Annotated in this window: 40 protein-coding genes and 1 pseudogene; 2 read left to right on the top strand and 39 right to left on the bottom strand. The window is 36.2% G+C overall.

Annotated elements, in window-relative coordinates; all coding sequences use genetic code 11:
- Positions 1 to 206: 206 nt before the first annotated feature.
- The 4 genes from J2Z60_RS01875 to J2Z60_RS01885 form a co-directional block, all read right to left on the bottom strand.
- Positions 207 to 569, bottom strand: coding sequence for a YjcQ family protein (locus tag J2Z60_RS01875; RefSeq protein WP_209685857.1), 363 nt, complete (start codon positions 567 to 569; stop codon positions 207 to 209).
- Positions 570 to 591: 22 nt separating this feature from the next.
- A complete protein-coding gene (locus J2Z60_RS10880; protein ID WP_245328681.1) occupies positions 592 to 2,118 on the bottom strand; it encodes an Eco57I restriction-modification methylase domain-containing protein in 1,527 nt (508 codons plus the stop codon).
- Positions 2,119 to 2,198: 80 nt separating this feature from the next.
- Positions 2,199 to 4,202, bottom strand: coding sequence for a type IIG restriction enzyme/methyltransferase (locus J2Z60_RS10885; RefSeq protein ID WP_245328682.1), 2,004 nt, complete (start codon positions 4,200 to 4,202; stop codon positions 2,199 to 2,201).
- 40 nt (positions 4,203 to 4,242) lie between these two features.
- A complete protein-coding gene (locus J2Z60_RS01885; protein WP_209685860.1) occupies positions 4,243 to 4,818 on the bottom strand; it encodes a hypothetical protein in 576 nt (191 codons plus the stop codon).
- Between the two features lie 388 nt (positions 4,819 to 5,206).
- Here J2Z60_RS01885 and J2Z60_RS01890 point away from each other — a divergent pair, with 388 nt between their 5' ends.
- Together J2Z60_RS01890 and J2Z60_RS01895 are read left to right on the top strand one after the other, a co-directional pair.
- Positions 5,207 to 5,503, top strand: coding sequence for a hypothetical protein (locus tag J2Z60_RS01890; protein ID WP_209685862.1), 297 nt, complete (start codon positions 5,207 to 5,209; stop codon positions 5,501 to 5,503).
- A 124-nt stretch (positions 5,504 to 5,627) separates the two neighbouring features.
- A pseudogene (locus tag J2Z60_RS01895) lies at positions 5,628 to 6,667 on the top strand (tyrosine-type recombinase/integrase).
- A 70-nt stretch (positions 6,668 to 6,737) separates the two neighbouring features.
- Here the strand turns inward: J2Z60_RS01895 and rpsI are convergent.
- The 35 genes from rpsI to rpsJ all read right to left on the bottom strand — a co-directional run bounded on the left by rpsI (position 6,738) and on the right by rpsJ (position 24,772).
- Positions 6,738 to 7,133 (bottom strand): 30S ribosomal protein S9, encoded by a 396-nt coding sequence (rpsI, locus tag J2Z60_RS01900; protein ID WP_209685864.1) that lies wholly within the window; start codon positions 7,131 to 7,133, stop codon positions 6,738 to 6,740.
- Between the two features lie 13 nt (positions 7,134 to 7,146).
- The gene (gene rplM, locus J2Z60_RS01905) at positions 7,147 to 7,590 is read right to left on the bottom strand and encodes a 50S ribosomal protein L13 (protein WP_209685866.1); all 444 of its coding nucleotides are present in this window, start codon (positions 7,588 to 7,590) and stop codon (positions 7,147 to 7,149) included.
- A 101-nt stretch (positions 7,591 to 7,691) separates the two neighbouring features.
- Positions 7,692 to 8,483 carry a tRNA pseudouridine(38-40) synthase TruA gene (gene truA / locus J2Z60_RS01910; RefSeq protein WP_209686237.1) on the bottom strand — a complete coding sequence of 264 codons (792 nt, stop codon included), beginning with the start codon at positions 8,481 to 8,483 and terminating at the stop codon, positions 7,692 to 7,694.
- On the bottom strand, positions 8,480 to 9,277 hold the full coding sequence (locus J2Z60_RS01915; RefSeq protein WP_209685868.1) for an energy-coupling factor transporter transmembrane component T family protein: 798 nt from the start codon (positions 9,275 to 9,277) through the stop codon (positions 8,480 to 8,482). The genes truA and J2Z60_RS01915 overlap by 4 nt, the downstream gene beginning before the upstream one ends.
- Entirely contained in the window at positions 9,270 to 10,133 is an 864-nt protein-coding gene (locus tag J2Z60_RS01920; RefSeq protein WP_209685870.1) for an energy-coupling factor transporter ATPase, read from the bottom strand. Before J2Z60_RS01920 ends, J2Z60_RS01915 begins: the two co-directional genes overlap by 8 nt.
- Positions 10,109 to 10,957: an energy-coupling factor transporter ATPase gene (locus J2Z60_RS01925; protein ID WP_209685872.1), complete on the bottom strand. Its 849-nt coding sequence runs from the start codon at positions 10,955 to 10,957 to the stop codon at positions 10,109 to 10,111. Before J2Z60_RS01925 ends, J2Z60_RS01920 begins: the two co-directional genes overlap by 25 nt.
- A gap of 191 nt (positions 10,958 to 11,148) precedes the next feature.
- The gene (gene rplQ, locus J2Z60_RS01930; protein ID WP_209685874.1) at positions 11,149 to 11,532 is read right to left on the bottom strand and encodes a 50S ribosomal protein L17; all 384 of its coding nucleotides are present in this window, start codon (positions 11,530 to 11,532) and stop codon (positions 11,149 to 11,151) included.
- A 29-nt stretch (positions 11,533 to 11,561) separates the two neighbouring features.
- Positions 11,562 to 12,500 (bottom strand): DNA-directed RNA polymerase subunit alpha, encoded by a 939-nt coding sequence (locus tag J2Z60_RS01935; protein ID WP_209685876.1) that lies wholly within the window; start codon positions 12,498 to 12,500, stop codon positions 11,562 to 11,564.
- A gap of 45 nt (positions 12,501 to 12,545) precedes the next feature.
- Positions 12,546 to 12,935 (bottom strand): 30S ribosomal protein S11, encoded by a 390-nt coding sequence (gene rpsK / locus J2Z60_RS01940; protein WP_209685878.1) that lies wholly within the window; start codon positions 12,933 to 12,935, stop codon positions 12,546 to 12,548.
- A gap of 29 nt (positions 12,936 to 12,964) precedes the next feature.
- Positions 12,965 to 13,312, bottom strand: coding sequence for a 30S ribosomal protein S13 (gene rpsM / locus J2Z60_RS01945; RefSeq protein ID WP_209685880.1), 348 nt, complete (start codon positions 13,310 to 13,312; stop codon positions 12,965 to 12,967).
- A 27-nt stretch (positions 13,313 to 13,339) separates the two neighbouring features.
- Complete coding sequence (rpmJ, locus tag J2Z60_RS01950) at positions 13,340 to 13,456, bottom strand: 50S ribosomal protein L36 (RefSeq protein WP_005721621.1); 117 nt, start codon at positions 13,454 to 13,456, stop codon at positions 13,340 to 13,342.
- Positions 13,457 to 13,470: 14 nt separating this feature from the next.
- On the bottom strand, positions 13,471 to 13,692 hold the full coding sequence (gene infA / locus J2Z60_RS01955) for a translation initiation factor IF-1 (RefSeq protein WP_003647816.1): 222 nt from the start codon (positions 13,690 to 13,692) through the stop codon (positions 13,471 to 13,473).
- Positions 13,693 to 13,769: 77 nt separating this feature from the next.
- The gene (locus tag J2Z60_RS01960) at positions 13,770 to 14,423 is read right to left on the bottom strand and encodes an adenylate kinase (RefSeq protein WP_209685882.1); all 654 of its coding nucleotides are present in this window, start codon (positions 14,421 to 14,423) and stop codon (positions 13,770 to 13,772) included.
- Between the two features lie 8 nt (positions 14,424 to 14,431).
- Positions 14,432 to 15,727 carry a preprotein translocase subunit SecY gene (gene secY, locus J2Z60_RS01965; protein WP_209685884.1) on the bottom strand — a complete coding sequence of 432 codons (1,296 nt, stop codon included), beginning with the start codon at positions 15,725 to 15,727 and terminating at the stop codon, positions 14,432 to 14,434.
- Positions 15,727 to 16,167 carry a 50S ribosomal protein L15 gene (gene rplO / locus J2Z60_RS01970; protein WP_209685886.1) on the bottom strand — a complete coding sequence of 147 codons (441 nt, stop codon included), beginning with the start codon at positions 16,165 to 16,167 and terminating at the stop codon, positions 15,727 to 15,729. Before rplO ends, secY begins: the two co-directional genes overlap by 1 nt.
- A gap of 31 nt (positions 16,168 to 16,198) precedes the next feature.
- Positions 16,199 to 16,384 carry a 50S ribosomal protein L30 gene (rpmD, locus tag J2Z60_RS01975; protein ID WP_209685888.1) on the bottom strand — a complete coding sequence of 62 codons (186 nt, stop codon included), beginning with the start codon at positions 16,382 to 16,384 and terminating at the stop codon, positions 16,199 to 16,201.
- Positions 16,385 to 16,396: 12 nt separating this feature from the next.
- Positions 16,397 to 16,921 (bottom strand): 30S ribosomal protein S5, encoded by a 525-nt coding sequence (gene rpsE, locus J2Z60_RS01980; RefSeq protein ID WP_209685890.1) that lies wholly within the window; start codon positions 16,919 to 16,921, stop codon positions 16,397 to 16,399.
- A 17-nt stretch (positions 16,922 to 16,938) separates the two neighbouring features.
- Positions 16,939 to 17,298 carry a 50S ribosomal protein L18 gene (gene rplR, locus J2Z60_RS01985; protein WP_209685892.1) on the bottom strand — a complete coding sequence of 120 codons (360 nt, stop codon included), beginning with the start codon at positions 17,296 to 17,298 and terminating at the stop codon, positions 16,939 to 16,941.
- A 27-nt stretch (positions 17,299 to 17,325) separates the two neighbouring features.
- The gene (rplF, locus tag J2Z60_RS01990) at positions 17,326 to 17,856 is read right to left on the bottom strand and encodes a 50S ribosomal protein L6 (protein WP_209685894.1); all 531 of its coding nucleotides are present in this window, start codon (positions 17,854 to 17,856) and stop codon (positions 17,326 to 17,328) included.
- Positions 17,857 to 17,881: 25 nt separating this feature from the next.
- Entirely contained in the window at positions 17,882 to 18,280 is a 399-nt protein-coding gene (gene rpsH, locus J2Z60_RS01995) for a 30S ribosomal protein S8 (protein ID WP_209685896.1), read from the bottom strand.
- A gap of 25 nt (positions 18,281 to 18,305) precedes the next feature.
- Complete coding sequence (locus J2Z60_RS02000; protein ID WP_006729422.1) at positions 18,306 to 18,491, bottom strand: type Z 30S ribosomal protein S14; 186 nt, start codon at positions 18,489 to 18,491, stop codon at positions 18,306 to 18,308.
- Between the two features lie 15 nt (positions 18,492 to 18,506).
- Complete coding sequence (gene rplE, locus J2Z60_RS02005) at positions 18,507 to 19,049, bottom strand: 50S ribosomal protein L5 (RefSeq protein WP_209685898.1); 543 nt, start codon at positions 19,047 to 19,049, stop codon at positions 18,507 to 18,509.
- Between the two features lie 14 nt (positions 19,050 to 19,063).
- Positions 19,064 to 19,312: a 50S ribosomal protein L24 gene (rplX, locus tag J2Z60_RS02010; protein WP_209685900.1), complete on the bottom strand. Its 249-nt coding sequence runs from the start codon at positions 19,310 to 19,312 to the stop codon at positions 19,064 to 19,066.
- Positions 19,313 to 19,333: 21 nt separating this feature from the next.
- Entirely contained in the window at positions 19,334 to 19,702 is a 369-nt protein-coding gene (rplN, locus tag J2Z60_RS02015; RefSeq protein ID WP_209685902.1) for a 50S ribosomal protein L14, read from the bottom strand.
- A 33-nt stretch (positions 19,703 to 19,735) separates the two neighbouring features.
- Positions 19,736 to 20,002, bottom strand: a complete 267-nt coding sequence (gene rpsQ, locus J2Z60_RS02020) for a 30S ribosomal protein S17 (protein ID WP_209685905.1) — start codon at positions 20,000 to 20,002, stop codon at positions 19,736 to 19,738.
- A 21-nt stretch (positions 20,003 to 20,023) separates the two neighbouring features.
- The gene (rpmC, locus tag J2Z60_RS02025; RefSeq protein WP_209685907.1) at positions 20,024 to 20,221 is read right to left on the bottom strand and encodes a 50S ribosomal protein L29; all 198 of its coding nucleotides are present in this window, start codon (positions 20,219 to 20,221) and stop codon (positions 20,024 to 20,026) included.
- On the bottom strand, positions 20,211 to 20,648 hold the full coding sequence (gene rplP, locus J2Z60_RS02030) for a 50S ribosomal protein L16 (RefSeq protein WP_209685909.1): 438 nt from the start codon (positions 20,646 to 20,648) through the stop codon (positions 20,211 to 20,213). Before rplP ends, rpmC begins: the two co-directional genes overlap by 11 nt.
- Positions 20,648 to 21,322: a 30S ribosomal protein S3 gene (gene rpsC / locus J2Z60_RS02035; RefSeq protein WP_209685911.1), complete on the bottom strand. Its 675-nt coding sequence runs from the start codon at positions 21,320 to 21,322 to the stop codon at positions 20,648 to 20,650. The genes rplP and rpsC overlap by 1 nt, the downstream gene beginning before the upstream one ends.
- 14 nt (positions 21,323 to 21,336) lie before the next feature.
- Positions 21,337 to 21,690 (bottom strand): 50S ribosomal protein L22, encoded by a 354-nt coding sequence (rplV, locus tag J2Z60_RS02040; protein WP_209685913.1) that lies wholly within the window; start codon positions 21,688 to 21,690, stop codon positions 21,337 to 21,339.
- An 18-nt stretch (positions 21,691 to 21,708) separates the two neighbouring features.
- Positions 21,709 to 21,990 carry a 30S ribosomal protein S19 gene (gene rpsS, locus J2Z60_RS02045; RefSeq protein WP_209685915.1) on the bottom strand — a complete coding sequence of 94 codons (282 nt, stop codon included), beginning with the start codon at positions 21,988 to 21,990 and terminating at the stop codon, positions 21,709 to 21,711.
- Positions 21,991 to 22,012: 22 nt separating this feature from the next.
- Positions 22,013 to 22,849, bottom strand: coding sequence for a 50S ribosomal protein L2 (gene rplB / locus J2Z60_RS02050; protein WP_209685917.1), 837 nt, complete (start codon positions 22,847 to 22,849; stop codon positions 22,013 to 22,015).
- 16 nt (positions 22,850 to 22,865) lie between these two features.
- Positions 22,866 to 23,174 carry a 50S ribosomal protein L23 gene (rplW, locus tag J2Z60_RS02055; protein WP_209685919.1) on the bottom strand — a complete coding sequence of 103 codons (309 nt, stop codon included), beginning with the start codon at positions 23,172 to 23,174 and terminating at the stop codon, positions 22,866 to 22,868.
- Complete coding sequence (rplD, locus tag J2Z60_RS02060; protein WP_209685921.1) at positions 23,174 to 23,791, bottom strand: 50S ribosomal protein L4; 618 nt, start codon at positions 23,789 to 23,791, stop codon at positions 23,174 to 23,176. Before rplD ends, rplW begins: the two co-directional genes overlap by 1 nt.
- Before the next feature lie 14 nt (positions 23,792 to 23,805).
- Positions 23,806 to 24,435 (bottom strand): 50S ribosomal protein L3, encoded by a 630-nt coding sequence (gene rplC / locus J2Z60_RS02065; protein ID WP_209685923.1) that lies wholly within the window; start codon positions 24,433 to 24,435, stop codon positions 23,806 to 23,808.
- 28 nt (positions 24,436 to 24,463) lie between these two features.
- Positions 24,464 to 24,772 carry a 30S ribosomal protein S10 gene (gene rpsJ, locus J2Z60_RS02070; protein ID WP_008469934.1) on the bottom strand — a complete coding sequence of 103 codons (309 nt, stop codon included), beginning with the start codon at positions 24,770 to 24,772 and terminating at the stop codon, positions 24,464 to 24,466.
- Positions 24,773 to 25,032 lie beyond the last annotated feature (260 nt).

Below are 25,032 nucleotides of genomic sequence, written 5' to 3' on the forward strand. Positions count from 1 at the left end.
CGATCAATTAAGTTAATCATATAAGCAATGCCACGATTATTTAACTTCCAATTCTTAGAAATTTGAGTAATAGAAATCCCTTCAAATTTCCATTGATTATAAATTTGTAATCTTTGTTCATTAGTTAATTTAGTCATAGTAAAAGCCCCAAAAATGTCTAACTTTTGGGGCTCATTACAATCTCTTGCCGACTGGTGAGAGATTTTTTATTTGAATAGTGGTATCCAATCTCTAGCTTCTTTTGCAATATTATACACTTTCTTCATCATTGAATTTTCTGCAAGATATTGTAAACCCGCGCTAGTAGCATAAGCATTTTGAATATTATTAATTATATCTGGTCCTTGGATTACTGGAGAAATACTTACCCCTTTAATGTATCCATCTTCTATAAGCATCTTTAAAGTTAAAAGAAATTGTTTATCAGATATTCCAATATTTTTAGGTGTTAAAACATCAGGATCTACATCTACACCTTGCTCATAGCAATCTTTAAGATAAAGTAAGATCTTATAAGCTACATTGAAATAATTATTCCTGTTAACTTTTAAATCATTTGGATTATTCATTTTTAAAAGTTTTCCTTTCTATTTAAAACGTAAAGTCTCTAACTGATTGTTTCTCTTCCTCAGTTAAATTAAATGCATCCATTACTAATTCATCAATTTCATTATTCTCTACTGAAAAATTTTTCCCATTCATTGCCTTATTCATAACAATCTTTACTTTATTGGCAATTTTTTCTTGTATTCCATTTGATATTTGCGGAATCGGAAATTGTGATAATTCATTTACTTTAAATTGTGGAAATAATCTTCTTTGGAATTTATCAAACTTAATTAAAAACCATAAAGTTAATAACCTAGAATTAATTATTCCTAGCAAAGCAAATGGATTGTACCCATCTATATTTGTAATAATCATAGAGTTTAAATCATTGATTATATGTTTAGAAGTCAATGTAGCTTCAATAGCATATACTGACCTAGATGGTATTTGTCTAACTAAAATTCTTTCACCAATAAACAACTTTGGATCTCTCATAGCTGCCAAATTTTCACCATATTTGATATATTCGCCACTCCAACCCAAACTATATCTACGAACATCACGTCCTTCAATATACGGTAAGTATGTATCATCTATCTTTTCTTTTGAATGGTAGATTCTATTATCCTTTTGCTGTTTAGTAATAGCCGGTTTCCCTTTTCCAACTTCATATGCTTTCACGCCAGATTTTAAAAGTGCAATACTTTCGATAGTCTTATTAGAGTTCATTCTCAAATAAGCTTTGTTTGTATCTCTATACTTAACCATTGAAATACTAAAAATAGGTTTATCAGTACCAAAGAATTTTTTATCTACTGTACCCACAGTTTGAAAGTCACCGTGATCTAACTCACCAACCGTAACTTCATCAGATTTATTCTTTTTCAAAAATACAAGGCAATTATCAACATTAGCATCTGCAAATATTTTATCTAATGAATTAATTAAAACTAAGTATCCTGACTTTTTTAGTAAGAAATCTCTAATTTTTTGATTACTTTGAATAGTAAGCATATTATTAGGAACAATATAAGCAAATGTACCATTTTCTTTCAATAACTTATAGCCCAATTCCATAAACAAAGTATAAGTATTAGCTTGATACTCATCTACTTCATAATGAGATAAATAATATTGCTTAGACTTATCATCAAATGATTGATTTCTAGCAAAAATATAAGGAGGATTTGCAATAACAATATCAAAACCTACAAAATTCCCCTCATCATCCAATACTTCAGGAAATTCTAAGCGCCATTCAAGACTATTAGCATATAAAGAGTCACTTTCTCTTCTATTTAAATACTGTTTTCGTATTTCATCAGTCCTTTTCTTTAACTCATTGAACTTCTGTGTATCAAATTTATCGAAAAGACTAAGTTCACTCGCTTCTTCAAATTTCTTAAATATTTTTTGCTCACTATCGCTATATTTAGGAAATACTGAAGCATAAAACTTACCTTTTATATTCTCAATGCTCTTATTGATCTGCGCTTTTACTTTTTTATCGCTAGTGTTCTTATACTCTTTTACAAGATTTAGATATTCTTTAAAGTCATTTTTACGCATATCAAAGCTATCATCTAATTCAAAACTATGAATTAAACTATCACCAACTTTAATGTTTATATCTATATTGGGTAAAGTAGTTAGCTGGCGTACCCCCCCCCCACATTTTCTGTATAATAAGCGTTTTTAAGCAATTCGATCCATAAACGTAAACGACAAATATTAACAGAATTAGGGTTTAAATCAACGCCATAAAGACAATTTTCAATAATTATTTTCTTCTGTTCAAAAATTGCTTTTTGAATTCTTAATGAATTTGTATCATTAGCATTATAAGAATAATTATCACCAGTTATATCTTGAATAATTAATTCATCATTCGCCACAGTACAATTAATATCATTTAAAAGATTACCATCAGCATCAAATAAAACTCTCAATGTAGTCTTAATAGCAATTAACTCGTTTAAAATAGATACTAAAAAGTGACCTGATCCAACTGCGGGATCCAGAATTTTTAAAGTATCAATTGCATCGCTAACCCTTTTTCTATCTTCCATAGAAAATTCAAAATCACGTGTTCTAGTGGCAAGTTGAATAATATCTTGAGCATTCCAATCCATTACTTCATTAACCTTGGTAACTACTGCTTGTCTTACAGCTCTTTTTGCCATATACATAGTGATTTTACCTGGCGTAAAGAATGAACCATCTTTATAACCGTTGATTTTTTCAAAGATTAAGCCAAGAACAGAGGCGTTAATTAACTGATCTTGCTCTTTCTTACTCTTAGCATCAGCGATTGAAGTAAAATCATATGATTCAAGGAACTTAAATAAGTAATCTAGAATAGATAATTTGCCGGTTAATTTTTTACCATTCTCATCTTTTAGTTTAGTCTTAGAATAAATTTCAATATCTGCATCCCTTAACTGATTAATGGTTAATCCATTTCTAGATAACTCTAACTCACTTTTTTCAAATAAAGATGAATTCATATAAGGAACATATTCAAATTTTTCTTTTAATCTAGGACTTCTATCTTCTTCCTTTTTAGCCATGATGCCAAAAAATAATTCATTTAAATCATCGAAAGAAGCAATTTTATCAGAAGTCAAAAACTTATAATTTTCACTTTTATTAAAAGAAATAAGTGAGGACTCTAATAGTTTTAAGAATAAAATTCTATTGATCCAAACAACAACTAATTGCACAGCAATATCATATTGTTTATCGTGATCAACATCATTTATGTCAAGCTGCTCAATAGTATTTTCAACTAATGATGAATATTGTCGTTTCTTTTCAGGCAATCGATCAATAACTTTGCTTCCATCTGACTTCTTTTCAGCTAAACCCATAATGTACAACAATTCATTATAAAAATCCTTATTTAATTTATTTGAATCAGCAAAAACCATTTCATTTAAAAGATTTTCAGAACTGAAAAATCTATAAAGTTGAGTAACTTTTGACTGTTTAATAGTCACTTGTTTGGAATTTCTCAAAATATAATCATTTAAATTAAAATAGCCGATATATATTCCCTTGTTAATTGCTTTATCAATTTCTGGAGCAATTACTTCACTATATAAAAAGTCTGTATTTGTACTTGAAAGTTGACGATTTTCGAATTTCTTAAAGTTATCAACTAGTTTCTTATTCTTTATAAAATGTTTTTCAAGTTCTCTGGAATCAATTACAAAGAAATCATAACCATTAGTTACTATTCCACGCTTAACTTCAAGGTTCTTATTAATGATACGCTCTTTAAGATAATAGGCTACTAATTCTCTAAATCCCTTAGCATTTAAGTTATCTTGTCTCATCATTTCCGCTTTATTATCAAGCTTTTTATATTCGACAATAACACCAACAGTACTTTCACTAGTTGAACCATTATAAATAGCTAAATCAATGCGATCACTAACATTAATCTGTTTATCTGTAATTACAGATTCTAAGAAATCTCTAAATGCTCCCTTTTGAAATTCTTCAGAATTATTTTCATTATCCTTTATTGTTTGCAAAAAAGTTGTTAAAGATTGTACAAACGCTACTTTTTGATCTTCTTGTGGCATAACCGCTGCTTCAACATTGCGGTTAATGAGTTGTTTTAAGTTAAGTAATGCTCTTTTCGCCAATTTTAAACGCTCCTATATTAAGTATTACATTCATTATACTCTATTTAAGTAGAAGCAATTTTCTTATTATGGCTCTGTATACTTCAAGGCGAACAATTTGAATAACTTTATTTAATGGAAATCTAAAAATATCGATTCTTTTAGCATATGGATACTTTTCTTTAAAAATTTGATCTACGTTATCGAACTTCATAGTAGACAATGTTTCATTAATACTTAAAACTACTTTTTCGTTCCAATTATCCTCTTTGAAGCTAAAATTTATATGTCTTAAAGCATAGATGATGCATAATGCTTGAATAAAATCTCGCTCTGAGAAATTTCCATATCCATTAACATCTAAAAACTTATAAAATTTTTCACTTTGAAACTCAGTTAAAGATGTTAGTGAAATAGTCTTTAACTCCCGTTCTAAATATTCACAAACATCAATGCTTAAGTTTCTTGCAATAGTGTAGTAAAAATCAGTAGGACTCAACTCATTTATACTTTTAAGATTAAACTTTTCTCTTACCAAAAAGACGATAGCCATCCGTACATGTGGATCTCTAGGCAGTGTTCCTCTTCTTTTAGAATTTTTCAATTTTGAGACAATATCTTTTTTCTTCTTCATCATAGAATGACTCTTCAGAAAAATCTTCTAAAAATTGCATCATTTCAATTATCTTGTCTGCCAACTCTGGAATCGTTCTGTTTTTTAGTAATTTTTGAATTATGGTAGTTTTCAACTATAAGTTGCATAGCGCGCTACTTTTCCTTTCTCTATCGATTTGTTATAACGACACCATAGTAGCAACTCAAAGAAATAAAAACTGATTCTTTCTATTTCCACAAAAATCCATACACATAAAATAGATATAGCTCCAAAACTTGCTTTATATCAGCACTTTTAAAGTTTTACTAAAAAGAGTCATTTTTAGTTCAAAATTAGAACTCAAAATGACTCTTTTCATACATATCACAGGTTTAAGATTAACTCATCAAATGAAAGGAAGTATTAAACCATGAGAAAACGAAGATTCAATGGCGGCTACTCAAAAGAAGTAGTCAAAGAAAACTTATTTATTGAAAAACATATTATTAACTTAAGCAAGGTAGCTGTTCCTCAGTATAGATGGGAAAACAGCGAGCGAACTAGCGACGTTATTGGTTACAAAAGTTGGTTTATCCAAGAAGGTACTGATCCTTTTGAAGTGAAATTCGAGACTAAACCAACTCTTCCACCTTTTCTCTCAGAAGTTAGTTTTGACGATCTTGAAGGATGTGAAGTAAGAAGTAACGTTTATTTTCGGGCGAAATGAGTACGTATAGTTGATAAGTAGTCAAAAACAAGAACTTGCAAGTTAAATTTAAACTTAGCATTGGATGCAACTTCCACAGAAACTAGCTATTCTAATTCATTTAAATTAGAAAGGACGATTCTCAATGGCAAACATTGAACAACGCGGTAAACATTTTCGTGCTCGCATAACTTTTTATAAAAATGGAAAGAGGGATTATTTAACTAAAACATTTCAAACTAAGATGAAGCAAAAATTTGGGCAATGCAGTTAAGCTAAAGGAAAACAAATCGTAACTCAAAACATGCTATATAAAGATTTCTATCACTACTGGATCTATACCATTAAGAAAAATGATGTCCGTCCTGCCACCTTTAGAAATTATGAACTAGCTGAAAAAATTATTAATAACCTTTTCCCAACTAGTACACTTGGACAACTAGACGATGTGCAAATGCAAAAAGTTCTAGATGATTATGGGAAAAATCATTCTAAAAAGACAGTAACGGAACTTCTTAAAAAAATTAGAACTTCGCTACGTTACGCGTACGCAAAAGGTTATATTTATAACGATTTTGCATCCCTGCTTAAAGCGCACGGTCAAGAACTTCCAAAAAGAAATAAATCATTATCTCTATCCGACTTTAAAAATCTAAAAACTTATTTAGTTAAGCATACTGATAATGAATTTAATTTAATGGTTCTTCTAGAAATTAATACTGGATTACGCCGTGGTGAATTGCTTGGAATTAAACCAGAAGATTTACACTTTGATAGTCAATATTATTGTATTGAAGTCAAAAGATCAATTGATCCAACATCTAACGATACAAAACTTAAAAATAAACATTCTAGAAGAAGTTTGACCATTCCAAAATATCTTTATGATCTGCTCCCAACAATTAAACCAAAAGAAAATGGCTATTTATTTGATTGGTTTCACTTTAAGCAATCAGGTATGTTAAAAGAATTATTGAAAAAAATAGGTATCACTCCAACCACCTTTTATGGTCTTCGTGATACCCACGCTCTTTTTTATTTGCCAATAATATGATACTTGACTATGTTAGTAAGCGTCTTGGCTATAATGATATAGTCACAACTGAACGCTATTATTTAGCATTAATACCAGAAAAAAAGCACCAGCAAGATGCTGACGCTTTAAATCTATTGAACTCCATATGATCAAATTGTGACCATATGTGGCCAAAATGTCTCTCGCAAACGTTGATATAACAACATTCCTGTAAAAATATTAACGCTTTGAGAATTGTGAAGCTTTGCGGGCCTTCTTCAAACCTGGCTTCTTTCTTTCCTTCATTCTTGGGTCACGAGTTAACATGCCAGCCTTCTTAAGTGGACCACGGAAATCTGGGTCAACTTCTAAAAGAGCACGTGCGATACCAAGACGGATTGCGCCAGCTTGACCTGAGAAACCACCACCGTTAACATTAACTAAAATGTCGTATTGACCTTCAGTTTCAGTAATGTCTAATGGTTGCTTCATATCCTTAACCAAGTTAGGGTAAGGAATGTACTTAGTTACGTCTTCTTTATTAATGGTAATTTGACCATTACCTGGTACTAAACGAACGCGCGCAACAGAATCCTTGCGGCGACCAGTTCCAGCGTAAGCTGCTTGTTGTGCCATTTATATAAACCTCCTAGATTAATTCGTTAATGTCTAATTCTTCAGGCTTTTGTGCTTGATGTTCGTGGTCTTCACCAGCGTAAACATGTAATTTCATGAATTCTTGGTGACCAAGAGTATTCTTTGGCAACATGCCTTTTACAGACTGTTCAACTAATCTTACTGGGTTGTTGGCTAATAATTCACCGGCAGGAGTAGCCTTCAAACCACCACGGTATTCTGAGTGGTGGTAGTAGATCTTGTCAGTTGCCTTCTTGCCAGTTAACTTAAGTTTACCAGCATTAACAACGATTACATAATCACCAGTATCTACATTTGGTGTGTATTGAGGCTTATTCTTACCTCTTAAAATTGATGCTACTACAGCTGATAAACGACCAAGAGCCACATCAGTTGCATCAATAACATACCACTTACGTTTAATATCACTAGTTTTAGCTAATGGGGTAGTACGCAATTTAAATTCCTCCGTTTTCTTGTGTTTGACATACAATAAGTTTCCGGGGCCTATCGTGGACAAACATACGTATACTAATTTACGTCGTTTTGAGCAAAAAGTCAATTATTTTTAACATCTAATCGATATTTTGTTGGAACTTTATCATAAAATACATGATACAAGTACAGTCCACTTGCAGGCGCGGTCCCTCTTACCTCTTGACGATCCTTAGCCGCAATCACCCTTGGAAAGTCATCAACTGGGCGCTTACCATTGCCAATTTCTAAAAGTGCTGCAACTAAGATTCGTACCATATTATACAGGAATCCATTCCCAATGAAATCAAAAATTATTTTTTTCTCTTTTGGGTCTTCTTGAATATTTACATAATAAATCGTTCGCACCTTATCCTTAATCTGACCACCGCTAGCAGCAAAGCTAGTAAAATCATGCTCACCAATTAAGTCCTGAGCCGCCTGCTGCATTTTTTTGACATCTAGGGGGTAAGGATAGTGCCCTGTATAAAAACGCCTAAAAGGATCAACAAAGTGATGCTGGTCAACTATGTAGCGATACCACTTTCCCTTAGTCGAATATTGAACATGAAAATCATCATCAACAATTTCACTGTCAAAAAATACTGTATCAGTTGGCATTAAAGAATTAAGGGCAAGCATCATATTTTTAGCAGGAATAGTTTTTCCAGGATAATCAAAATGAATAACCTGTCCCTTGGCATGAACACCAGCATCAGTTCTTCCAGAGCCGTGAACCACTACTCTTTTGCCCTTAGTTAACTTCATTAGTGCTTCTTCAATTGCACCTTGAACTGTCCTTTGATTAGGCTGAATTTGAAAGCCATGAAACAAATGTCCATCATATGCCATAGTTAGTTTATATCTTGTCATTATTTTGTCCTAAATATCAATAATACGAGTGTTAAAACAACGAAATAACCCAAATTAATGTAATCATACTTAGACCACTTTAAAGCTCTGTAATGAGTTCTAGGGGCATTTTCACGATATCCTCTAGATTCCATTGCTATTGACAGATCTAAGGCAATCGTTAGCGAGTTAATAAACAACGGTACTAGAATAGGGACAATATTTTTAGCTCGTCTAATTAAGCCACCACTGTTAAAATCTACGCCTCTGGCCTTTTGGGCATTCATAATTTTAACCGTTTCATCCATTAATGTGGGGACAAAGCGCAACGCAATCGCCATCACCAAAGATACCTGCTCTATTGGCACATTAATGTATTTCAACGGATTCAGAATCCAAGCTAGAGCATCCGCAATTTGCAATGAGGTTGTCGTTAAAGTTAAGACAGTTGATATTAAAATTATCATCACAAAGCGCAAAAAGATATAGATTGAATTCTGTATACCATATTCTGTAATACTTAAAATGCCCCACTGCCAATAAATCCTTCCGCCACTAGTAAAAATTAGCTGCAAAATCGAAGTAAACAAAATCAGCCAAATTAATGGCTTGATTCCATCCCAGTATACTTTAGGCTTCAATCCAGTAGTCGCAACAGCTCCCAGGGTAAATAGCGTCAAAATAAGATATGTCAACCAATTATTTGCCAAAAAAATTACGATAATATATAAAAATGTTATCATAATCTTCCCGCGCGGGTCCATCTTATAAATTATAGTATTTCCAGGGATATACCTCCCCAAAATTATCTTACTCATGTGGCCCCTCCTTTAAGTTATCAATAATGCTATCTGCTAAATTATCAACAGTTAAAGGTAGGGTATCAAACTTGAAGTTTGAATTTTGTAATTGATGACCAAACTCAACCGCTGACGGTGCACTTAGATGATGCTGAGCTAACCATTCACTGTCCTTAAAGATATCTTTTGGCTTACCTGAAATTGCTAGCTCTCCACCATCCATAACAAGCATATTATCCGCATATCTAGCCACATCATTCATTTCATGTGTAACTAAAATTACAGTATGCCCCTCTGTTTGATAATTTTTGAATATCTGAAACATTTCTTTTTTACCTTGAGGATCAAGGCCAGCTGCTGGCTCATCTAAGCAAAGAATATCAGGTTCCGATGCCAAGACTCCTGCAATTGCAACTCTTCTCATTTGTCCACCCGATAAGTCAAACGGAGACTTAGAAAACAGTTTTTCGGCAATATTCACTCTTTTTAGCCATTTTTTTGCTTGCGTTTCGGCTTCTTTTTCAGAAAAACCAAAGTTTTTTGGACCAAACATGACATCCTTTAGGACTGTTTCTTCAAAAAGCTGACTCTCTGGAAATTGAAAAACTAAACCTACTTTTTTTCTTAATTGATTTAATCCTTTATCAGATGTCTTTGAATCTAACTCATAGCCAGCAATTTTTACTTTGCCACTACTAGGCTTTTGCAGACCGTTCAAGTGTTGCATTATAGTAGATTTTCCGCTACCTGTGTGACCTACTAAAGCTGTAAATGTTCCTTCTTTGATTTTAAATGAAACATTCTTAACCCCTTGCGCTTGCATAGGAGTACCAGGATTATATATGTAACTTACATTTTCGAATTCAATTGACATAAGTATTTCACCAGCTTCTCTTTAGTATTGATCTCAACAGGCACTTGCATTCCCTTTTGGATTAAAGCATTCCTCAACCGATATATAAAAGGTAATCCTATCTGCGTTCGTCTTACTAGCTCTTCATTATTAAAAATTTGGCTTGGAACACCTTTTTCGACAACTTGACCATCATCTAAGACTATTACCTGGTCTGCAAGCATAACCTCATCTACATCGTGCGTAATAGAAATTACCGTTAGGCCCTGTGTTTTTTGTAAATCTTTGACTATTGAAAGAGTTTGACTACGTCCTTCTGGATCAAGCATACTAGTAGCTTCATCTAAAATAATGATTTTAGGGTTAATAGCAAAAATGCCCGCAAGAGCAACGCGCTGCTTTTGACCACCTGATAGAGTTTGAGGCTCTTTTTTACGAAATTCTAGCATCTTAACTTCAGTTAAAACACGTTCAATAGTTGTATCAATCTCATCTCTAGGAATGTTCCTGTTCTCCAATCCAAATGCAATATCGTCTTCAACAGTTGCTCCTACAAATTGATTATCAGGATTCTGAAAAACAACTCCAACATTGTTGCGAATATCCCAAACATTCTCCGGACTCATTACTGTACCATCAATTGTAATACTACTATTGCTGATATTATCTGGAATAATTAATCCATCTATTATTTTAGCTAAGGTTGATTTACCACTACCATTATGTCCAATTAGAGCAGTCCAGCTACCTTGGACAATATTAAGGCTAATATTTTTTAGAGCAGGATTATCAGTATCTGGATAAGTATAAGAAATATTATTGATTTTTATAATATCATTACTCATATATTTTTTCTCCTGTATTTATTACGTGTTATTTCTATTGTAACAAATACGAAAAAAGAGCAAAAAAAAATCATCCACGAAGAGGGATGAATTAACATCTAAGCTAGACTAGGCATAAGCCACCATCATCGCGCTCATTCTCACTTTCGTGGAGATTTAATTTATAAAAGTATTAAATTGTTCAACAAATACTAAACTAATTCAATAATAACCATTGGTGCAGCGTCACCCTTACGTGGGTTAGCTAACTTGTACATTCTAGTGTAACCACCATTACGGTCCTTGTAACGAGGTGCAATATCACTGAATAACTTTTGCAATGCTGATTTTACAACAACTGCGTCGCCTTCTTCGTGAATATCTGCAATTTCGTTACGAACAAAAGTAGCAGCTTTTCTTCTAGCGCTTAAATCGCCACGCTTACCCAAGGTAATCATTTTTTCAACAGTTTTACGAACTTCCTTACCGCGGGCTTCAGTAGTAACAATGCGTTCATTCATGATAAGTTGAGTAGTCATTTCTCTGAGCATTGCTTTTCTATGTGCACTATCGCGACCTAATTTACGGTATGCCATGAGCTTTTTTCCCTCCTTATTATTCCGTCTTAATCTTCTTGACGAAGTGAAAGACCAAGATCGGCAAGCTTATTCTTTACTTCTTCCAATGACTTGCGTCCCAAGTTTCTTACACGCATCATATCTGCTTCAGATTTATCAGTTAATTCTTGAACAGTATTGATACCTGCACGCTTCAGACAGTTGTATGAACGAACAGACAAGTCCAATTCTTCAATTGTCATTTCAAGTTTCTTTTCGTTTTGGTCATCTTCTTTTTCAACCATCACGTCATCAAACTTGGCATCCATATCTGTAGACATGAATACTTTAAAGTGTTCTACAAGAATCTTAGCAGCAAAACTGAGTGCATCATTTGGTGTAATTGAACCATCAGTCCAAATTTCTAAAGTTAATTTATCGAAATCATCTCTCTTACCAACACGAGCGCTCTCTACTTGATAGTTAACTTTCTTGATTGGTGAGAATAATGAATCGACTGGGATGACACCAATAGGCATGTCATCTGTCTTGTTTTCACTTGCGGGAACATAACCACGACCTTGTTTGATCGCAACGTTCATGTGCAAATGGCCACCCTCTGCAATACTACAGATGTACTGATCAGGATTTAAGACCTCGACATCAGAATCAACTTTCAAATCAGCTGCAGTAACAACAGCTGGACCTTTTACATCAATTTCAACAATCTTTTCTTCATCTGAGAGTGACTTCAATTCTAGTTTCTTCAGATTAAGAATAATTTTGGTGACGTCTTCTCTAACACCAGGAATTGTTGAAAATTCGTGTAATACGCCATCAATTTGAATGTAAGAAAGTGCCGTGCCTGGAATAGATGTTAATAAAACACGACGGAGTGAGTTACCTAAAGTAGTCCCGAAACCGCGTTCCAGTGGTTCGACAACAAACTTACCGTATTCATCTTCTTGGTCTACTACGGTAATATTTGGTTTTTCAAATTCAATCATTACTGGGCCCCTTTCAAAACGTAATGTCCTGCACGCAGGTTTAAACTAGACACGACGACGTTTTGGTGGTCTGGAACCGTTGTGCGGAACTGGTGTAACATCACGAATAGCAGTGATTTCAAGACCAGTTGCTTGTAATGCTCTAATTGCAGCTTCACGACCTGCACCAGGACCTTTAACAGAAACTTCAACGTGCTTCATACCTTGATCCATAGCTGTCTTAGCTGCTGCTTCTGCAGCCATTTGTGCTGCGAATGGAGTAGACTTACGACTACCCTTAAATCCCAATGCACCAGCGGAAGACCATGCGACTGCGTTACCTTGAACATCAGTAATCATGACTAAGGTATTGTTGAACGTAGAGTGAATGTGTGCAACACCGCTTTCGACATGCTTCTTTACACGGCGCTTACGTACTGTTTTCTTTGCAGCCATTAACTTAACCTCCTATTTAATAAAGTTAATTATCTCTTCTTTGAGCCCTTGCGAGTACGAGCGTTGTTCTTCGTGTTTTGACCACGAACTGGTAAACCACGACGATGACGCATACCACGGTAAGAACCAATTTCAACCAAACGCTTGATGTTTAAGCTAACTTCACGGCGAAGATCACCTTCAACACGATACTTATCTACTTCGCTACGAAGCTTTTCTTGGTCTTCTGGAGTTAAATCATTGGTACGAATATCTTCAGAGATACCAGCATCTTTACAAATTTTCTTAGCAGTTGGTTCACCAATACCGTAAATGTAAGTTAAAGCGACAACAATTCTTTTGCCTCTTGGTAAGTCAACACCAGCAATACGTGCCATTTATTGCACCTCCTATTTAAAAAACTACTAACCTTGACGTTGTTTGTGCTTAGGGTTTGCAGAGCAAATCACCATAACACGACCATGTCTTTTGATAACTTTGCAATGTTCACACATTGGCTTAACAGATGGTCTAACTTTCATGTTTGCCTCCGTAATTACTTGATAAAACGATACGTAATCCTACCCTTAGTTAAATCATATGGGGACAATTCAACAGTAACTCTATCTCCAGGTAAAATACGAATATAGTGCATTCTAATCTTACCAGAAACGTGAGCTAAAATTGTTGCTCCATTTTCTAATTCAACTTTGAACATAGCATTAGGTAAAGTATCAACTACTTTACCTTCAACTTCTATGACATCTTCTTTTGCCAAAACTGTTCCTCCATAATTGACAAGTAAGTCACACTTAAGAAATTATAGCACGGAAAGTGAAAAAAACAATTATAGAGTTAGTCTTTACTCAAAATTTTGTCAATTGCAGCAAAAACTTCTTCTGGTTTTTGTTCACCATCAACTGTAGCTAAAATACCCTTCTTTTCGTAAAAATCACGAAGTGGAGTATTCATCTTTTCGTTAACTTCTAAACGATTTTTGACAACTTCTGGCTTATCATCCTCACGTTGGTAGAACTCATGACCTCCACAACGGTCACAAGTTCCTTCAACTTTTGTTGGATTAGAAATTTTATTATAAGTTGCACCGCAGTTTTTGCACATGTAACGTGCTGACAGACGTTTGATCAGGACGTCTTCATCTACGTCAATGGCAATAACATTGGTCAAAGGCTTATTTAATCTCTTAGTGATTCCTTCAAGAAGTTCAGCTTGGACTGTAGTTCTTGGAAAACCATCTAAAATGAAACCTTTTTCAGTATCTGGTTGTTGAAGTCTTTCTTCTACTAACTTAGCAGTTACTTCATCAGGTACCAAATTACCTTTATCGATGTAACTCTTAGCTTCAAGACCAACAGGAGTCTCATTAGCCATAGCTTCTCTAAACATATCTCCAGTAGAAATATGAGCTATATGATACTTATCAACAATTCTTTCAGAAGCTGTTCCTTTGCCTGCACCCGGCAAACCTAACAGAATTAAATTAATCATTTATAATCCTATCTAATAAAACCAACATATTCGCGTTTCATGAGCAAGCCATCAACCTGACGAGCTAGCTCTAAGACAACACCAATAACAATTAAAAGACTGGTTCCACCTAATCCAATGGAACTAGGTAATCCCCAAATATTTGTAGCTAACTGTGGAAGTAAAGCAACTAAACCTAGAAATACGGAACCTACAGTAGATAACCGAATTAATATTCTAGATACATATTGCTGAGTATCCTTACCTGGCCAAACACTAGGAATATATGCACCCTGTTTTTGTAAGTTTTCAGAAAGTTTCTCAGGATTTACTTGAACAAAGGCATAGAAGAAAGTAAATAAAATGATTAATAAAGTATAAATCAATGCTCCAGGTGTAGTTTGTAAACTAAAAATTTCACTGGAAATCTTAAACCACTGTTCATCACCATGAGTCTTTTGAAAGACCATTAAGATTGTTGCCGGAGTAATAATAAAGGAACTGGCAAAAATAACTGGAATAACTCCAGAAACATTAACCTTTAAAGGTAGGAAACTCTCGGAGCCACTTGTAACAGCTCTACGCGTATATTGAATAGGAACACGTAAATCAGCTTGTTGGAACCAGGTAACAAATTGCGTTACCAATAAAATGGCGATAATGATCGCAATGAAGAACAAAATTCCTTGCCAACGATCACTAGGGCTATTATTAATAATCATATCCTTATACAACTGATACATACCATTTGGCAAGCGAGCGATAATACCTGCAAAAATTATTACAGATACACCATTACCGAGGCCTTTATCGGTAATCTCATCACCTAGCCAAGTAAGTAACATAGTACCAGCTGTCATTATAATAGCAATTTCAACATATGTTTGCGGAGTTTGATTTTTAACAAGCCCCATTTGAGTCAACACATTGAAACCTAACGTAATCCCAATACTTTGAACAAAAGCAACAGCCAGTGCTAAGTATCGGGTTACTTGATTAGTCTTACGCCGACCAACTTCTCCTTGCTTTCCCCATTCAACGAACTTAGGAACAATGTCCATTTGCAATAATTGAATAACAATCTGGGCTGTAATGTATGGTGAAACACCCAAAGAAAAGATTGAGTAATTATCCAAGCCACCACCACTAACAGTATCCAACATAGGAACAAGGCCAGTTTGTGCTACCTTTGTGATTGCTTTTGCATCTACGCCTGGTACCGTAATATTAGCACCAATACGATATAGCAAGAGGATAAAGAGGGTAAAAAATATTTTACTCCTTATTTCCTTATCCTTGAAGGCGTTCTTCAAGGTTGAGAGCATTAAATCACCTCAACAGTTCCGCCAGCGGCTTCAACTGCTTCTTTAGCAGCTTTAGAAACTTTATTAACTTTTACAGTTAACTTAGCCTTTAACTCACCGTTAGCTAACAACTTAACTCCTGCAAGTTCTTTTTTAACAAGACCAACGGATTTTAAAGTTTCAATAGTTACTTCACTACCATCTTCAAATCTATTTAAGTCTTCTAAATTGATAATAGCATATTCTTTGCGGTTAATATTATTGAAACCACGCTTAGGCATTCTTCTGAATAATGGCATTTGACCACCTTCAAAACCTAAACGAGTCTTACCACCAGTACGTGCTAATTGTCCTTTTTGACCACGACCAGCAGTCTTACCATAACCACTTGACGTACCACGGCCAACACGTTTTCTACTACGACGTGAACCAGTAGCTGGCTTTAATTCATTAAGCTTCATTAATCGGGCACCTCCTTGGATTCTTTATATCTTACTTGCTAACCTCTTCAACAGAGATTAAGTGTGCAATCTTCAGTAAAGCGCCACGAGTAGCAGCGTTGTCTGGAAGAACAACAGTACTGTTTACCTTACCAAGGCCAAGAGCCTTAACAATTTTTCTTTGCTTTGGTAGACGGTGTGCAACGCTTTTAATTAAGGTAACTTTTAAATCAGTCATTCATCTATCTCCTTAATCTTCTAAGCTCTTTGCAGATTCACGAAGCTTCAACACATCTTCACGAGTCTTTAACTTCTTTAAACCGTCAATAGTAGCACGGATTACATTGATAGGTGTGTTTGAGCCAAGTGACTTAGAAGTTACATCTGAAATACCAGCTAAGTCCATGATGATACGAACAGCACCACCAGCTGCAACTCCAGAACCTGCTTCAGCTGGCTTTAACATAATGTTTCCTGAGCCATAGTGACCAATGACTTCATGAGGAATAGTACTACCAACAACAGGCACTTTAATCATGTTCTTCTTACCAGCTTCAACTGCCTTACGGATAGCTTCTGGGACTTCTTGAGCTTTACCAGTACCAAAACCTACGTGGCCTTTTTTGTCGCCGACAATTACTACGGCAGCAAATCTCATGCGACGTCCACCTTTAACAACTTTGGTGATTCGGTTGATTGCTACTAATTGATCTTCAATATCGTCTTTCTTACGATCTTTGCGAGAATCTCTACGAGAATCGTTGCGGTTTGCCATTAGTTAATTCTCCTTTCCTAGAATTCTAATCCGTTTTGACGAGCTGCATCAGCAAGGGCTTCGATACGACCATGGTAAAGGTAACCACTTCTGTCGAATACTACAGCCTTGATATTCTTCTTTGCTGCTGCTTCTGCTAAAGCCTTACCAACTTGAGCTGCTTGTTCCATCTTAGAACCTTCAGCTGAGATAGCTTTATCATTTGTTGAGGCACTTGCAAGCGTTACACCCTCTACATCATCAATTAATTGAGCGTAGATGTTTTTGTTTGAACGATAAACACTTAAGCGTGGGCGCTCAGCAGTACCAGAAATTTTACCACGAATACGTTTATGACGCTTTAAGCGTAATTTGTTTTTATCTGGTTTAGAAATCACAATTTCACCTCAAAAATTTTCTATTTATTACTTACCAGTCTTACCTTCCTTACGGCGTACTTGTTCGTCTTCGTAACGAATACCTTTACCCTTGTAAGGCTCTGGTGGACGAACGTCACGAATTTCTGCCGCAAATTGACCTACAACTTGCTTTGAAATACCTTCTACTTCAATTGAAGTTGCTGATGGGGTTTTAACAGTAATACCCTTAGGTGCTTCAAATACAACTGGGTGTGAGTAACCAACGTTTAAAGTTAACTTGCTGCCTTGAGCAACTGCACGGTAACCAACACCGACTAAAGTTAACTTCTTAACGTAACCATCGGTTACACCTTCGATCATTGATGCGAGATTTGCTCTTTCAGTACCATGAAGTGCTTTATCAGCTTCACTTGAACGAGAGAAATGAATCTCACCATCGTTTTGTTCAAAGGTAATACGTGGATCAAAGTATCTAGTAAGTTCACCTTTAGGTCCCTTTACAGTGATGTCATCACCATTTTTGGTAACTGTGACACCTTCAGGAACGTTGATGACCTTTAAACCAATTCGGCTCATTAGTAGTTCTCCTTTCTGTCAAATATTACCAAACGTAGGCAATAACTTCGCCGCCGACGTTCTTTTCTCTAGCTTCTTTATCAGTAATTACACCAGCAGAAGTAGAAATGATGGCAATGCCAAGACCATTAAGAACCTTTGGCAAGTTTTCTGCTTTAACATAGTTTCTTAAACCAGGTTTTGAAATACGCTTTAAACCAGAAATAACACGTTCATTATTTGGACCGTACTTCAAGAAGATCTTGATCATACCTTGCTTATTGTCTTCTTCAACTTGGTAATCACGAATGAAGCCTTCTTGCTTTAAGATCTCACTAAGTGATTTTTTCATTGATGATGCAGGAATTTCAACTGAATCATGTCTTGCCATGTTAGCATTTCTGATTCTAGTTAAGTAATCTGCAATCGGATCTGTCATGACCATTTAATTTTGCCTCCTTTACCGTTAATTACCAACTTGCCTTTTTAAGACCAGGGATTTGACCCTTGTGTGCTAAGTCTTTTAAGCAAATACGGCATAACTTAAACTTGCGGTAAACAGAGTGTGGACGGCCACATCTTTCGCAACGAGTGTATTCACGAGATGAGAACTTAGCAGGACGATGATTTCTGACGATTTGTGATGTTTTAGCCATTAATTGTCCTCCAAATTATTTAGCAAACGGCATACCAAATTCTGCAAGAAGTTCACGAGCTTCTTCATCAGTATTGGCAGTAGTTACAATAACAACGTCCAAACCTCTTACGCGGTTTACCTTGTCATAATCGATTTCTGGGAAAATCAATTGTTCCTTGATACCCAAAGTGTAGTTACCACGACCATCAAATGATCTTGAACTTACACCACGGAAATCACGAACACGAGGAAGAGAAACGTTGATTAACTTGTCCAAGAAGTCGTACATTCTATCGCCTCTAAGAGTTACCTTAGCACCGATAGCCATACCTTCACGTAAACGGAAGTTGGCGATTGACTTCTTAGCTTTAGTAATCAAAGGTTTTTGACCAGCGATTAAAGTTAATTCTTCAACAGCTTCATCAAGATTTTTTGCGTTGGAAACAGCGTCACCAACACCCATGTTTAACACAATCTTTTCAATCTTTGGAATTTGCATTACAGATTTGTAGTTAAACTTTTCGTTCAAAGCTGGAGCGATTTCTTTTGAGTATTTTTCAACTAAACGATTTGCCATTTATGTCCTCCTCCCTACTTCTTTTCTTCTTTTTTACTACTTGCTTTTGCAATTACTTTTACGTTTGAAGCATGAATTGAACCTTCTTGTTCAACTACGCCACCATTAGCGTTAGTTTGTGAAGGCTTAACGTGCTTCTTGATTTTGTTGATACCTTTGACAACGACACGGTTAGTTTTGGCGTTGACTGAAAGAACAGTACCTTCCTTGCCTTTGTCTTTACCGGCAATAACCTTTACTTTGTCACCTGTTTTAACAAACATCAGTGCACCTCCCTAAAACTTCTACAATACTTCAGGAGCAAGAGATACGATCTTCATGAAATCGTGCTCACGCAGTTCACGGGCAACTGGCCCAAAAATACGAGTTCCACGAGGACTCTTATCAGCGTTGATTACAACTGCTGCATTTTCATCGAACTTAATGTATGAGCCATCTTCACGACGTGCACCTGACTTTGTTCTAACAATAACTGCCTTAACAACGTCACCTTTTTTGACAACGCCACCTGGTGTTGCTTGTTTAACAGCACAGACTACGATGTCACCAATATTACCGGTTTTACGCTTAGAACCACCTAAAACTTTGATAACTAGAAGTTCTCTTGCACCGGAGTTGTCAGCAACCTTTAAACGGCTTTCGTGTTGGATCACTAGTTTATCCTCCCCTCAATAAAATCCGCGTAACTAAATGGATTTCTTAACAATCTTAGTAAGACGGTAACGCTTCGCATGTGATAATGGACGAGTTTCCATGATACGAACAGTATCGCCAATCTTAGCTTCGTTGTTTTCATCGTGAGCGTAGTACTTCTTAGAATACTTGATACGCTTCTTATAAACAGGGTGGTTCTTGTAAGTATCAACAACAACTGTGATAGTCTTGTCCATCTTGTCAGAAACAACGCGACCTTGGTATACGTGACGACGGTTTCTTTCGTTAGTTTCGCTCAAGTTAATAACTCCCTTCCATCACTAATTCTTACTTAATTCATTTTCGCTCAGAATAGTTTTAATTCTGGCAATGTTTTTGCGGACTTGTCTCAAGCGAGCGGTGTTCTCTAATTGACCCGTTGCTTGTTGGAAACGCAAGTTAAAGAGTTCTTCTTTATATTGCTTTTCCTTTTCTAACATTTGATCAGTGGTTAATGCTCTGATATCTTTAGCCTTCATTAGATTCGCCACCTACTTCCGAACTCTTCTTAACAAACTTAGTCTTGATTGGGAGCTTGTTAGATGCAAGTCTTAATGCTTCACGAGCGACCTCTTCAGAAACGCCGCCGATTTCAAACATAACTTTGCCTCTCTTAACAACTGCTACCCAACCTGCTGGAGCACCTTTACCGGAACCCATACGAACACCAACACCTTTAGCAGTGTAGGACTTTTGTGGGAAGATTTTAATCCAAACACGACCACCACGCTTCATGTAACGAGTCATGGCAATACGTGCAGCTTCGATTTGTCTGTTGGTAATCCAGTGAGATTCAACAGCTTGTAAACCATATTCACCAAATGCAACGGTCTTGCCACCTTTAGCTTCACCATGCATCTTGCCGCGGAATTCACGACGGTGTTTTACACGCTTAGGTACTAACACTATTGGTTTCCTCCCTTCGCTTTCTTAGAAGCAGGCTTGTTTTTACGTTGTGGTAAAATTTCACCACGATTAATCCAAGTCTTAACACCAATTTGACCATAAGTGGTGTAAGCTTCTACCCATGCATAATCAATATCTGCTCTTAAGGTATGAAGTGGAACACTACCTTCAGTGTGCCATTCTCTTCTAGCCATATCTGCACCGTTTAAACGACCTGCAGTTTGAACCTTAATACCTTTAGCACCTGAACGCATAGATCTTTGAGTTGCTTGACGAGTAGCACGTCTGAAAGCGATTCTTGCTTCTAATTGACGAGCAATACTTTCACCAACTAATTTTGCATCTAAGTCAGGCTTTTTAATTTCAACAATGTTAATGTGAACGTTCTTCTTAGTTAAGGCGTTAAGTTGCTTTCTTAAAGATTCAACTTCTTTACCACCTTTACCAATAACCATACCAGGCTTAGCAGTATGAATAGAAATATTAATTCTATTTGCTGCACGTTCGATTTCTACAGTGGAAACAGAAGCATCAGCTAACTTTTCAGAGATGAACTTTCTAATACGTAAATCTTCATTTAAAGTGTCAGCGTAATCTTTGTCTGCATACCACTTTGCTTCCCAATCACGGTTAACACCAAGACGGAAACCATTTGGGTTGATTTTTTGACCCATTAAATTTACCTCCCTTAATCGTTCTTCTCAGAAACTACAACGACTACGTGGCTGGTTCTCTTGTTAATTGGAGAAGCCATACCTTTAGCACGTGGACGAAATCTCTTTAAAGTTGCGCCTTCGTTAACATATGCTTCTGATACGTAAAGGTTTGCACTTTCAAGATCATAATTATGTTCTGCGTTAGCAATTGCTGATTTCAAAACTTTTTCAACGATTGGGGAAGCAGCTCTTGGCGTAAATTCTAAGATAGCTAATGCTTCGGCAACGCTCTTACCGCGGATAAGGTCTACAACCAAGCGGGCTTTTCTAGGAGCGATGCGAACAGTTCTTGCTTCAGCTTTAGCTGAACTAATTTGTTCTGCCATTTATATGTTTCTCCTTTCTTATTTAGTAGTAGTTGCCTTATCAGCAGCCTTGTGGCCGTGGAAAGTTCTAGTAGGCACAAATTCACCTAATTTGTGACCAACCATGTCTTCAGTAACATAAACTGGGACATGCTTTCTGCCATCGTATACAGCTATTGTATAACCAACAAAGGAAGGGAAAATAGTTGAACGACGGGACCAGGTTTTAATTACTTGCTTCTTTTCGGAGCCTTCTTGGGCTTCGATCTTCTTTAAAAGGCTTGCATCTGCGAAAGGACCTTTTTTAATACTACGGCTCATTAATTAACCTCCTTTTGTTTAACTATTTGTTACCCTTACGGTGACGAATAATAAGCTTTTCACTTCTAGCCTTAGAGTTTCTAGTCTTGATACCACGAGCCTTTTTACCCCATGGAGTCATAGGTTGTGGACGACCAACTGGAGCCTTACCTTCACCACCACCATGTGGGTGATCGTTAGGGTTCATTACGGAACCACGAGATTGTGGACGCTTGCCCAACCAACGTTTACGACCAGCTTTACCTAATTGAATTAATGAGTGTTGTTCATTACCAACTGAACCGATAGTAGCACGGCAAGCTGATAAAATTTTACGAACTTCGCCACTTTGTAATCTGATTAAAGCGTACTTACCATCGAAACCAAGTACTTGTGCAACAGTACCTGCACTTCTTACTAATTGACCACCCTTACCTGGCTTAAGTTCAATGTTATGAATTTCAGTACCTGCAGGGATAGCTGATAATGGTAATGCGTTACCTGGCTTGATGTCAGCATCTGCACCAGATTCAACAATATCGCCTACTTTTAAGCCTTTTGGAGCTAAAATGTAAGCTTTAATACCATCAGTGTAGTGAAGAAGAGCAATGTTAGCAGTTCTGTTTGGATCGTATTCGATTGCCTTAACTACTGCATGTACATCATCTTTGTTACGCTTGAAGTCAATGATACGGTATTTTTGCTTGTGACCACCGCCACGGTGTCTAACAGTAATATGACCGTAAGAGTTACGACCAGCAGTATGACTTTGTGATTCAAGTAAAGTCTTTTCAGGCTTAGTCTTGGTAATCTCAGCAAAGTCAGAAGAAGTCATATTACGTCTGCCGTTTGTGGTTGGCTTATATTTAATAATTGCCAATTGACTGACCTCCTAATTACTTATCTTCTTTAGTCTCGTTATTGTCATTGAAGATCTTAATTGCATTAGAATCTTCAGTTAAAGTAACGATTGCTTTTCTACGACGAGCAGTCTTACCAGTATAACGACCGACTCTCTTTTCTTTTCCACGGACATTCATAATGTTAACTTTTTTAACTTTTACATCAAAAATTTCTTCGATAGCATTACGAACTTGAGTCTTGGTAGCTGACACAAGAACATCAAAAGTGTACTTATTATCATCCATTAAATCCATGGATTTTTCGGTTACTACAGGGCGTAAGATGATATCATGTGCATCCATTATGCCAAAACCTCCTCAATTCTCTTAATAGCGTCTTGAGTTAATAACAGTTTATCGTAGTTAACCGCATCAACAATATTTAAGCCATTTACAGGAACAACCTTAACCTTTGGAAGGTTTTTACCTGATAATTGGACATTCTTGTCATCAGAAACTACTAACACCTTACCGTTAATCTTTGCGCTATCTAAAACAGCTAACAAATCCTTAGTCTTAGGTGCAGCTAAAGTTAATTGATCAAGAACAACCAATTCGTTGTCAGCAACTTTTTGGGAAAGAACTGACTTCATAGCTAAACGACGCGCCTTACGTGGCATGCTCATCTTGTATGAACGTGGAGTAGGACCGAATACAGTACCACCACCACGCCATTGTGGGGCTCTAATGGAACCTTGACGAGCACGACCAGTTCCCTTTTGTCTCCAAGGCTTCTTACCACCACCACGAACAGCAGATCTGTTCTTTACAGCGGAAGTACCTTGGCGCATGCCGGCTCTTTGTCTAATAATAGCATCAAATACAACACTTTCATTAGGTTCAATGCCGAAGATTTCTTCATTTAAATCAACGTTACCAGCTGATTTACCTTTTTGATCGATAACTTGCAAATTAGCCATTATAGTCCTCCTTCCTATTTAGCAGCTTTTACAGCAGACTTAACAAAAATTAATGAATTCTTTGCACCTGGAACATTACCCTTGATAAGTAATACGTTCTTTTCTGGTACAACTTTTTCAATTACTAAGTTTTGAACAGTGACTTTTTTGCCACCCATGTGACCAGGTAATCTCTTACCCTTAGGTACACGGTTAATAATTGAACCCATAGAACCTGCGATTCTGTGGTATCTTGAACCGTGAGTTTCAGGACCTCTTGATTGGCCCCAACGCTTGATATTACCTTGAGTACCATGACCCTTTGAAGTTCCAGTAACGTCAACAACGTCACCTTCACTAAATGAGTCCACCGTGATTTCTGAGCCGACTTCGTAGTCCTTAAGCTCTACATCGCGGATTTCTCGAATGAAGCGCTTAGGTGAAGTCTTTGCTTTTGCAGCATGACCTTTGGCTGGCTTGTTGCTCAATACTTCACGCATATCTTGGTAACCTAATTGAACTGCTTCGTAACCATCTGATTCGTTAGTCTTAACTTGTAAAACTACGTTAGGGGTTGCTTCAACAACAGTTACAGGAACCAAAATACCATTTTCAGTGAAGATTTGAGTCATACCGACCTTTTTTCCTAAGATTCCTTTGGTCATGATTACACCTCCATATTTATTTTACTAATTATAATTTAATCTCGATATCTACGCCGCTTGGAAGATCAAGCTTCATTAATGAATCAACAGTCTTAGGTGTTGGATTCAAAATATCAATTAAACGCTTGTGCGTACGAATTTCAAATTGTTCACGTGAGTCCTTGTTCTTGTGTGGTGAACGTAATACAGTGAACAAAGTTCTTTCAGTAGGCAATGGAACTGGACCTGAAATTTCTGCACCAGTTCTTTGCGCAGTTGCTACGATTTTAGCAGCTGATTCATCGAGAATACCATGTTCGTAAGACTTTAATCTAATACGAATTTGTTGACTTGCCATCTAATAACCTCCTTCGTCTTCTTTTAAAGATGACTAGCTCGGCAAAAATTACCGACCACCTCTGTGGCAATGCAGCCTGGTGTGCCGCAACCTTTTGCGTCAAAGCATATAACGTGCAAGAGCAGACTGTACCCCTTAAATTGCACGATTTATATTGTACTGGGTATTTTCTTAAATATCAAGGGGTTTGATAAAAATAATTAAATTCATTTTTAAATTTAAAATTTTGGGCATAAAAAAACACCGGAATGCTCCGATGC

It is taken from the genome of Lactobacillus colini, from assembly GCF_017874575.1.
Lineage (GTDB): Bacteria > Bacillota > Bacilli > Lactobacillales > Lactobacillaceae > Lactobacillus > Lactobacillus colini.

What these genes read in the sequence shown, in the direction of transcription:
- J2Z60_RS01875 (WP_209685857.1), bottom strand. Translation starts at nt 569, where the DNA reads ATGAATAATCCAAATGATTTAAAAGTTAACAGGAATAATTATTTCAAT.
- J2Z60_RS10880 (WP_245328681.1), bottom strand. Translation starts at nt 2,118, where the DNA reads ATGCGTAAAAATGACTTTAAAGAATATCTAAATCTTGTAAAAGAGTAT.
- J2Z60_RS01885 (WP_209685860.1), bottom strand. Translation starts at nt 4,818, where the DNA reads ATGATGAAGAAGAAAAAAGATATTGTCTCAAAATTGAAAAATTCTAAA.
- J2Z60_RS01890 (WP_209685862.1), top strand. Translation starts at nt 5,207, where the DNA reads ATGAGAAAACGAAGATTCAATGGCGGCTACTCAAAAGAAGTAGTCAAA.
- rpsI (WP_209685864.1), bottom strand. Translation starts at nt 7,133, where the DNA reads ATGGCACAACAAGCAGCTTACGCTGGAACTGGTCGCCGCAAGGATTCT.
- J2Z60_RS01915 (WP_209685868.1), bottom strand. Translation starts at nt 9,277, where the DNA reads ATGAGTAAGATAATTTTGGGGAGGTATATCCCTGGAAATACTATAATT.
- J2Z60_RS01920 (WP_209685870.1), bottom strand. Translation starts at nt 10,133, where the DNA reads ATGTCAATTGAATTCGAAAATGTAAGTTACATATATAATCCTGGTACT.
- J2Z60_RS01925 (WP_209685872.1), bottom strand. Translation starts at nt 10,957, where the DNA reads ATGAGTAATGATATTATAAAAATCAATAATATTTCTTATACTTATCCA.
- rplQ (WP_209685874.1), bottom strand. Translation starts at nt 11,532, where the DNA reads ATGGCATACCGTAAATTAGGTCGCGATAGTGCACATAGAAAAGCAATG.
- J2Z60_RS01935 (WP_209685876.1), bottom strand. Translation starts at nt 12,500, where the DNA reads ATGATTGAATTTGAAAAACCAAATATTACCGTAGTAGACCAAGAAGAT.
- rpsK (WP_209685878.1), bottom strand. Translation starts at nt 12,935, where the DNA reads ATGGCTGCAAAGAAAACAGTACGTAAGCGCCGTGTAAAGAAGCATGTC.
- rpsM (WP_209685880.1), bottom strand. Translation starts at nt 13,312, where the DNA reads ATGGCACGTATTGCTGGTGTTGACTTACCAAGAGGCAAAAGAATTGTT.
- rpmJ (WP_005721621.1), bottom strand. Translation starts at nt 13,456, where the DNA reads ATGAAAGTTAGACCATCTGTTAAGCCAATGTGTGAACATTGCAAAGTT.
- J2Z60_RS01960 (WP_209685882.1), bottom strand. Translation starts at nt 14,423, where the DNA reads ATGATTAATTTAATTCTGTTAGGTTTGCCGGGTGCAGGCAAAGGAACA.
- secY (WP_209685884.1), bottom strand. Translation starts at nt 15,727, where the DNA reads ATGCTCTCAACCTTGAAGAACGCCTTCAAGGATAAGGAAATAAGGAGT.
- rplO (WP_209685886.1), bottom strand. Translation starts at nt 16,167, where the DNA reads ATGAAGCTTAATGAATTAAAGCCAGCTACTGGTTCACGTCGTAGTAGA.
- rpmD (WP_209685888.1), bottom strand. Translation starts at nt 16,384, where the DNA reads ATGACTGATTTAAAAGTTACCTTAATTAAAAGCGTTGCACACCGTCTA.
- rpsE (WP_209685890.1), bottom strand. Translation starts at nt 16,921, where the DNA reads ATGGCAAACCGCAACGATTCTCGTAGAGATTCTCGCAAAGATCGTAAG.
- rplF (WP_209685894.1), bottom strand. Translation starts at nt 17,856, where the DNA reads ATGAGCCGAATTGGTTTAAAGGTCATCAACGTTCCTGAAGGTGTCACA.
- rpsH (WP_209685896.1), bottom strand. Translation starts at nt 18,280, where the DNA reads ATGGTCATGACAGATCCGATTGCAGATTACTTAACTAGAATCAGAAAT.
- J2Z60_RS02000 (WP_006729422.1), bottom strand. Translation starts at nt 18,491, where the DNA reads ATGGCTAAAACATCACAAATCGTCAGAAATCATCGTCCTGCTAAGTTC.
- rplE (WP_209685898.1), bottom strand. Translation starts at nt 19,049, where the DNA reads ATGGCAAATCGTTTAGTTGAAAAATACTCAAAAGAAATCGCTCCAGCT.
- rplX (WP_209685900.1), bottom strand. Translation starts at nt 19,312, where the DNA reads ATGTTTGTTAAAACAGGTGACAAAGTAAAGGTTATTGCCGGTAAAGAC.
- rpmC (WP_209685907.1), bottom strand. Translation starts at nt 20,221, where the DNA reads ATGAAGGCTAAAGATATCAGAGCATTAACCACTGATCAAATGTTAGAA.
- rpsC (WP_209685911.1), bottom strand. Translation starts at nt 21,322, where the DNA reads ATGGGTCAAAAAATCAACCCAAATGGTTTCCGTCTTGGTGTTAACCGT.
- rplV (WP_209685913.1), bottom strand. Translation starts at nt 21,690, where the DNA reads ATGGCAGAACAAATTAGTTCAGCTAAAGCTGAAGCAAGAACTGTTCGC.
- rpsS (WP_209685915.1), bottom strand. Translation starts at nt 21,990, where the DNA reads ATGAGCCGTAGTATTAAAAAAGGTCCTTTCGCAGATGCAAGCCTTTTA.
- rplW (WP_209685919.1), bottom strand. Translation starts at nt 23,174, where the DNA reads ATGGATGCACATGATATCATCTTACGCCCTGTAGTAACCGAAAAATCC.
- rplD (WP_209685921.1), bottom strand. Translation starts at nt 23,791, where the DNA reads ATGGCTAATTTGCAAGTTATCGATCAAAAAGGTAAATCAGCTGGTAAC.
- rplC (WP_209685923.1), bottom strand. Translation starts at nt 24,435, where the DNA reads ATGACCAAAGGAATCTTAGGAAAAAAGGTCGGTATGACTCAAATCTTC.
- rpsJ (WP_008469934.1), bottom strand. Translation starts at nt 24,772, where the DNA reads ATGGCAAGTCAACAAATTCGTATTAGATTAAAGTCTTACGAACATGGT.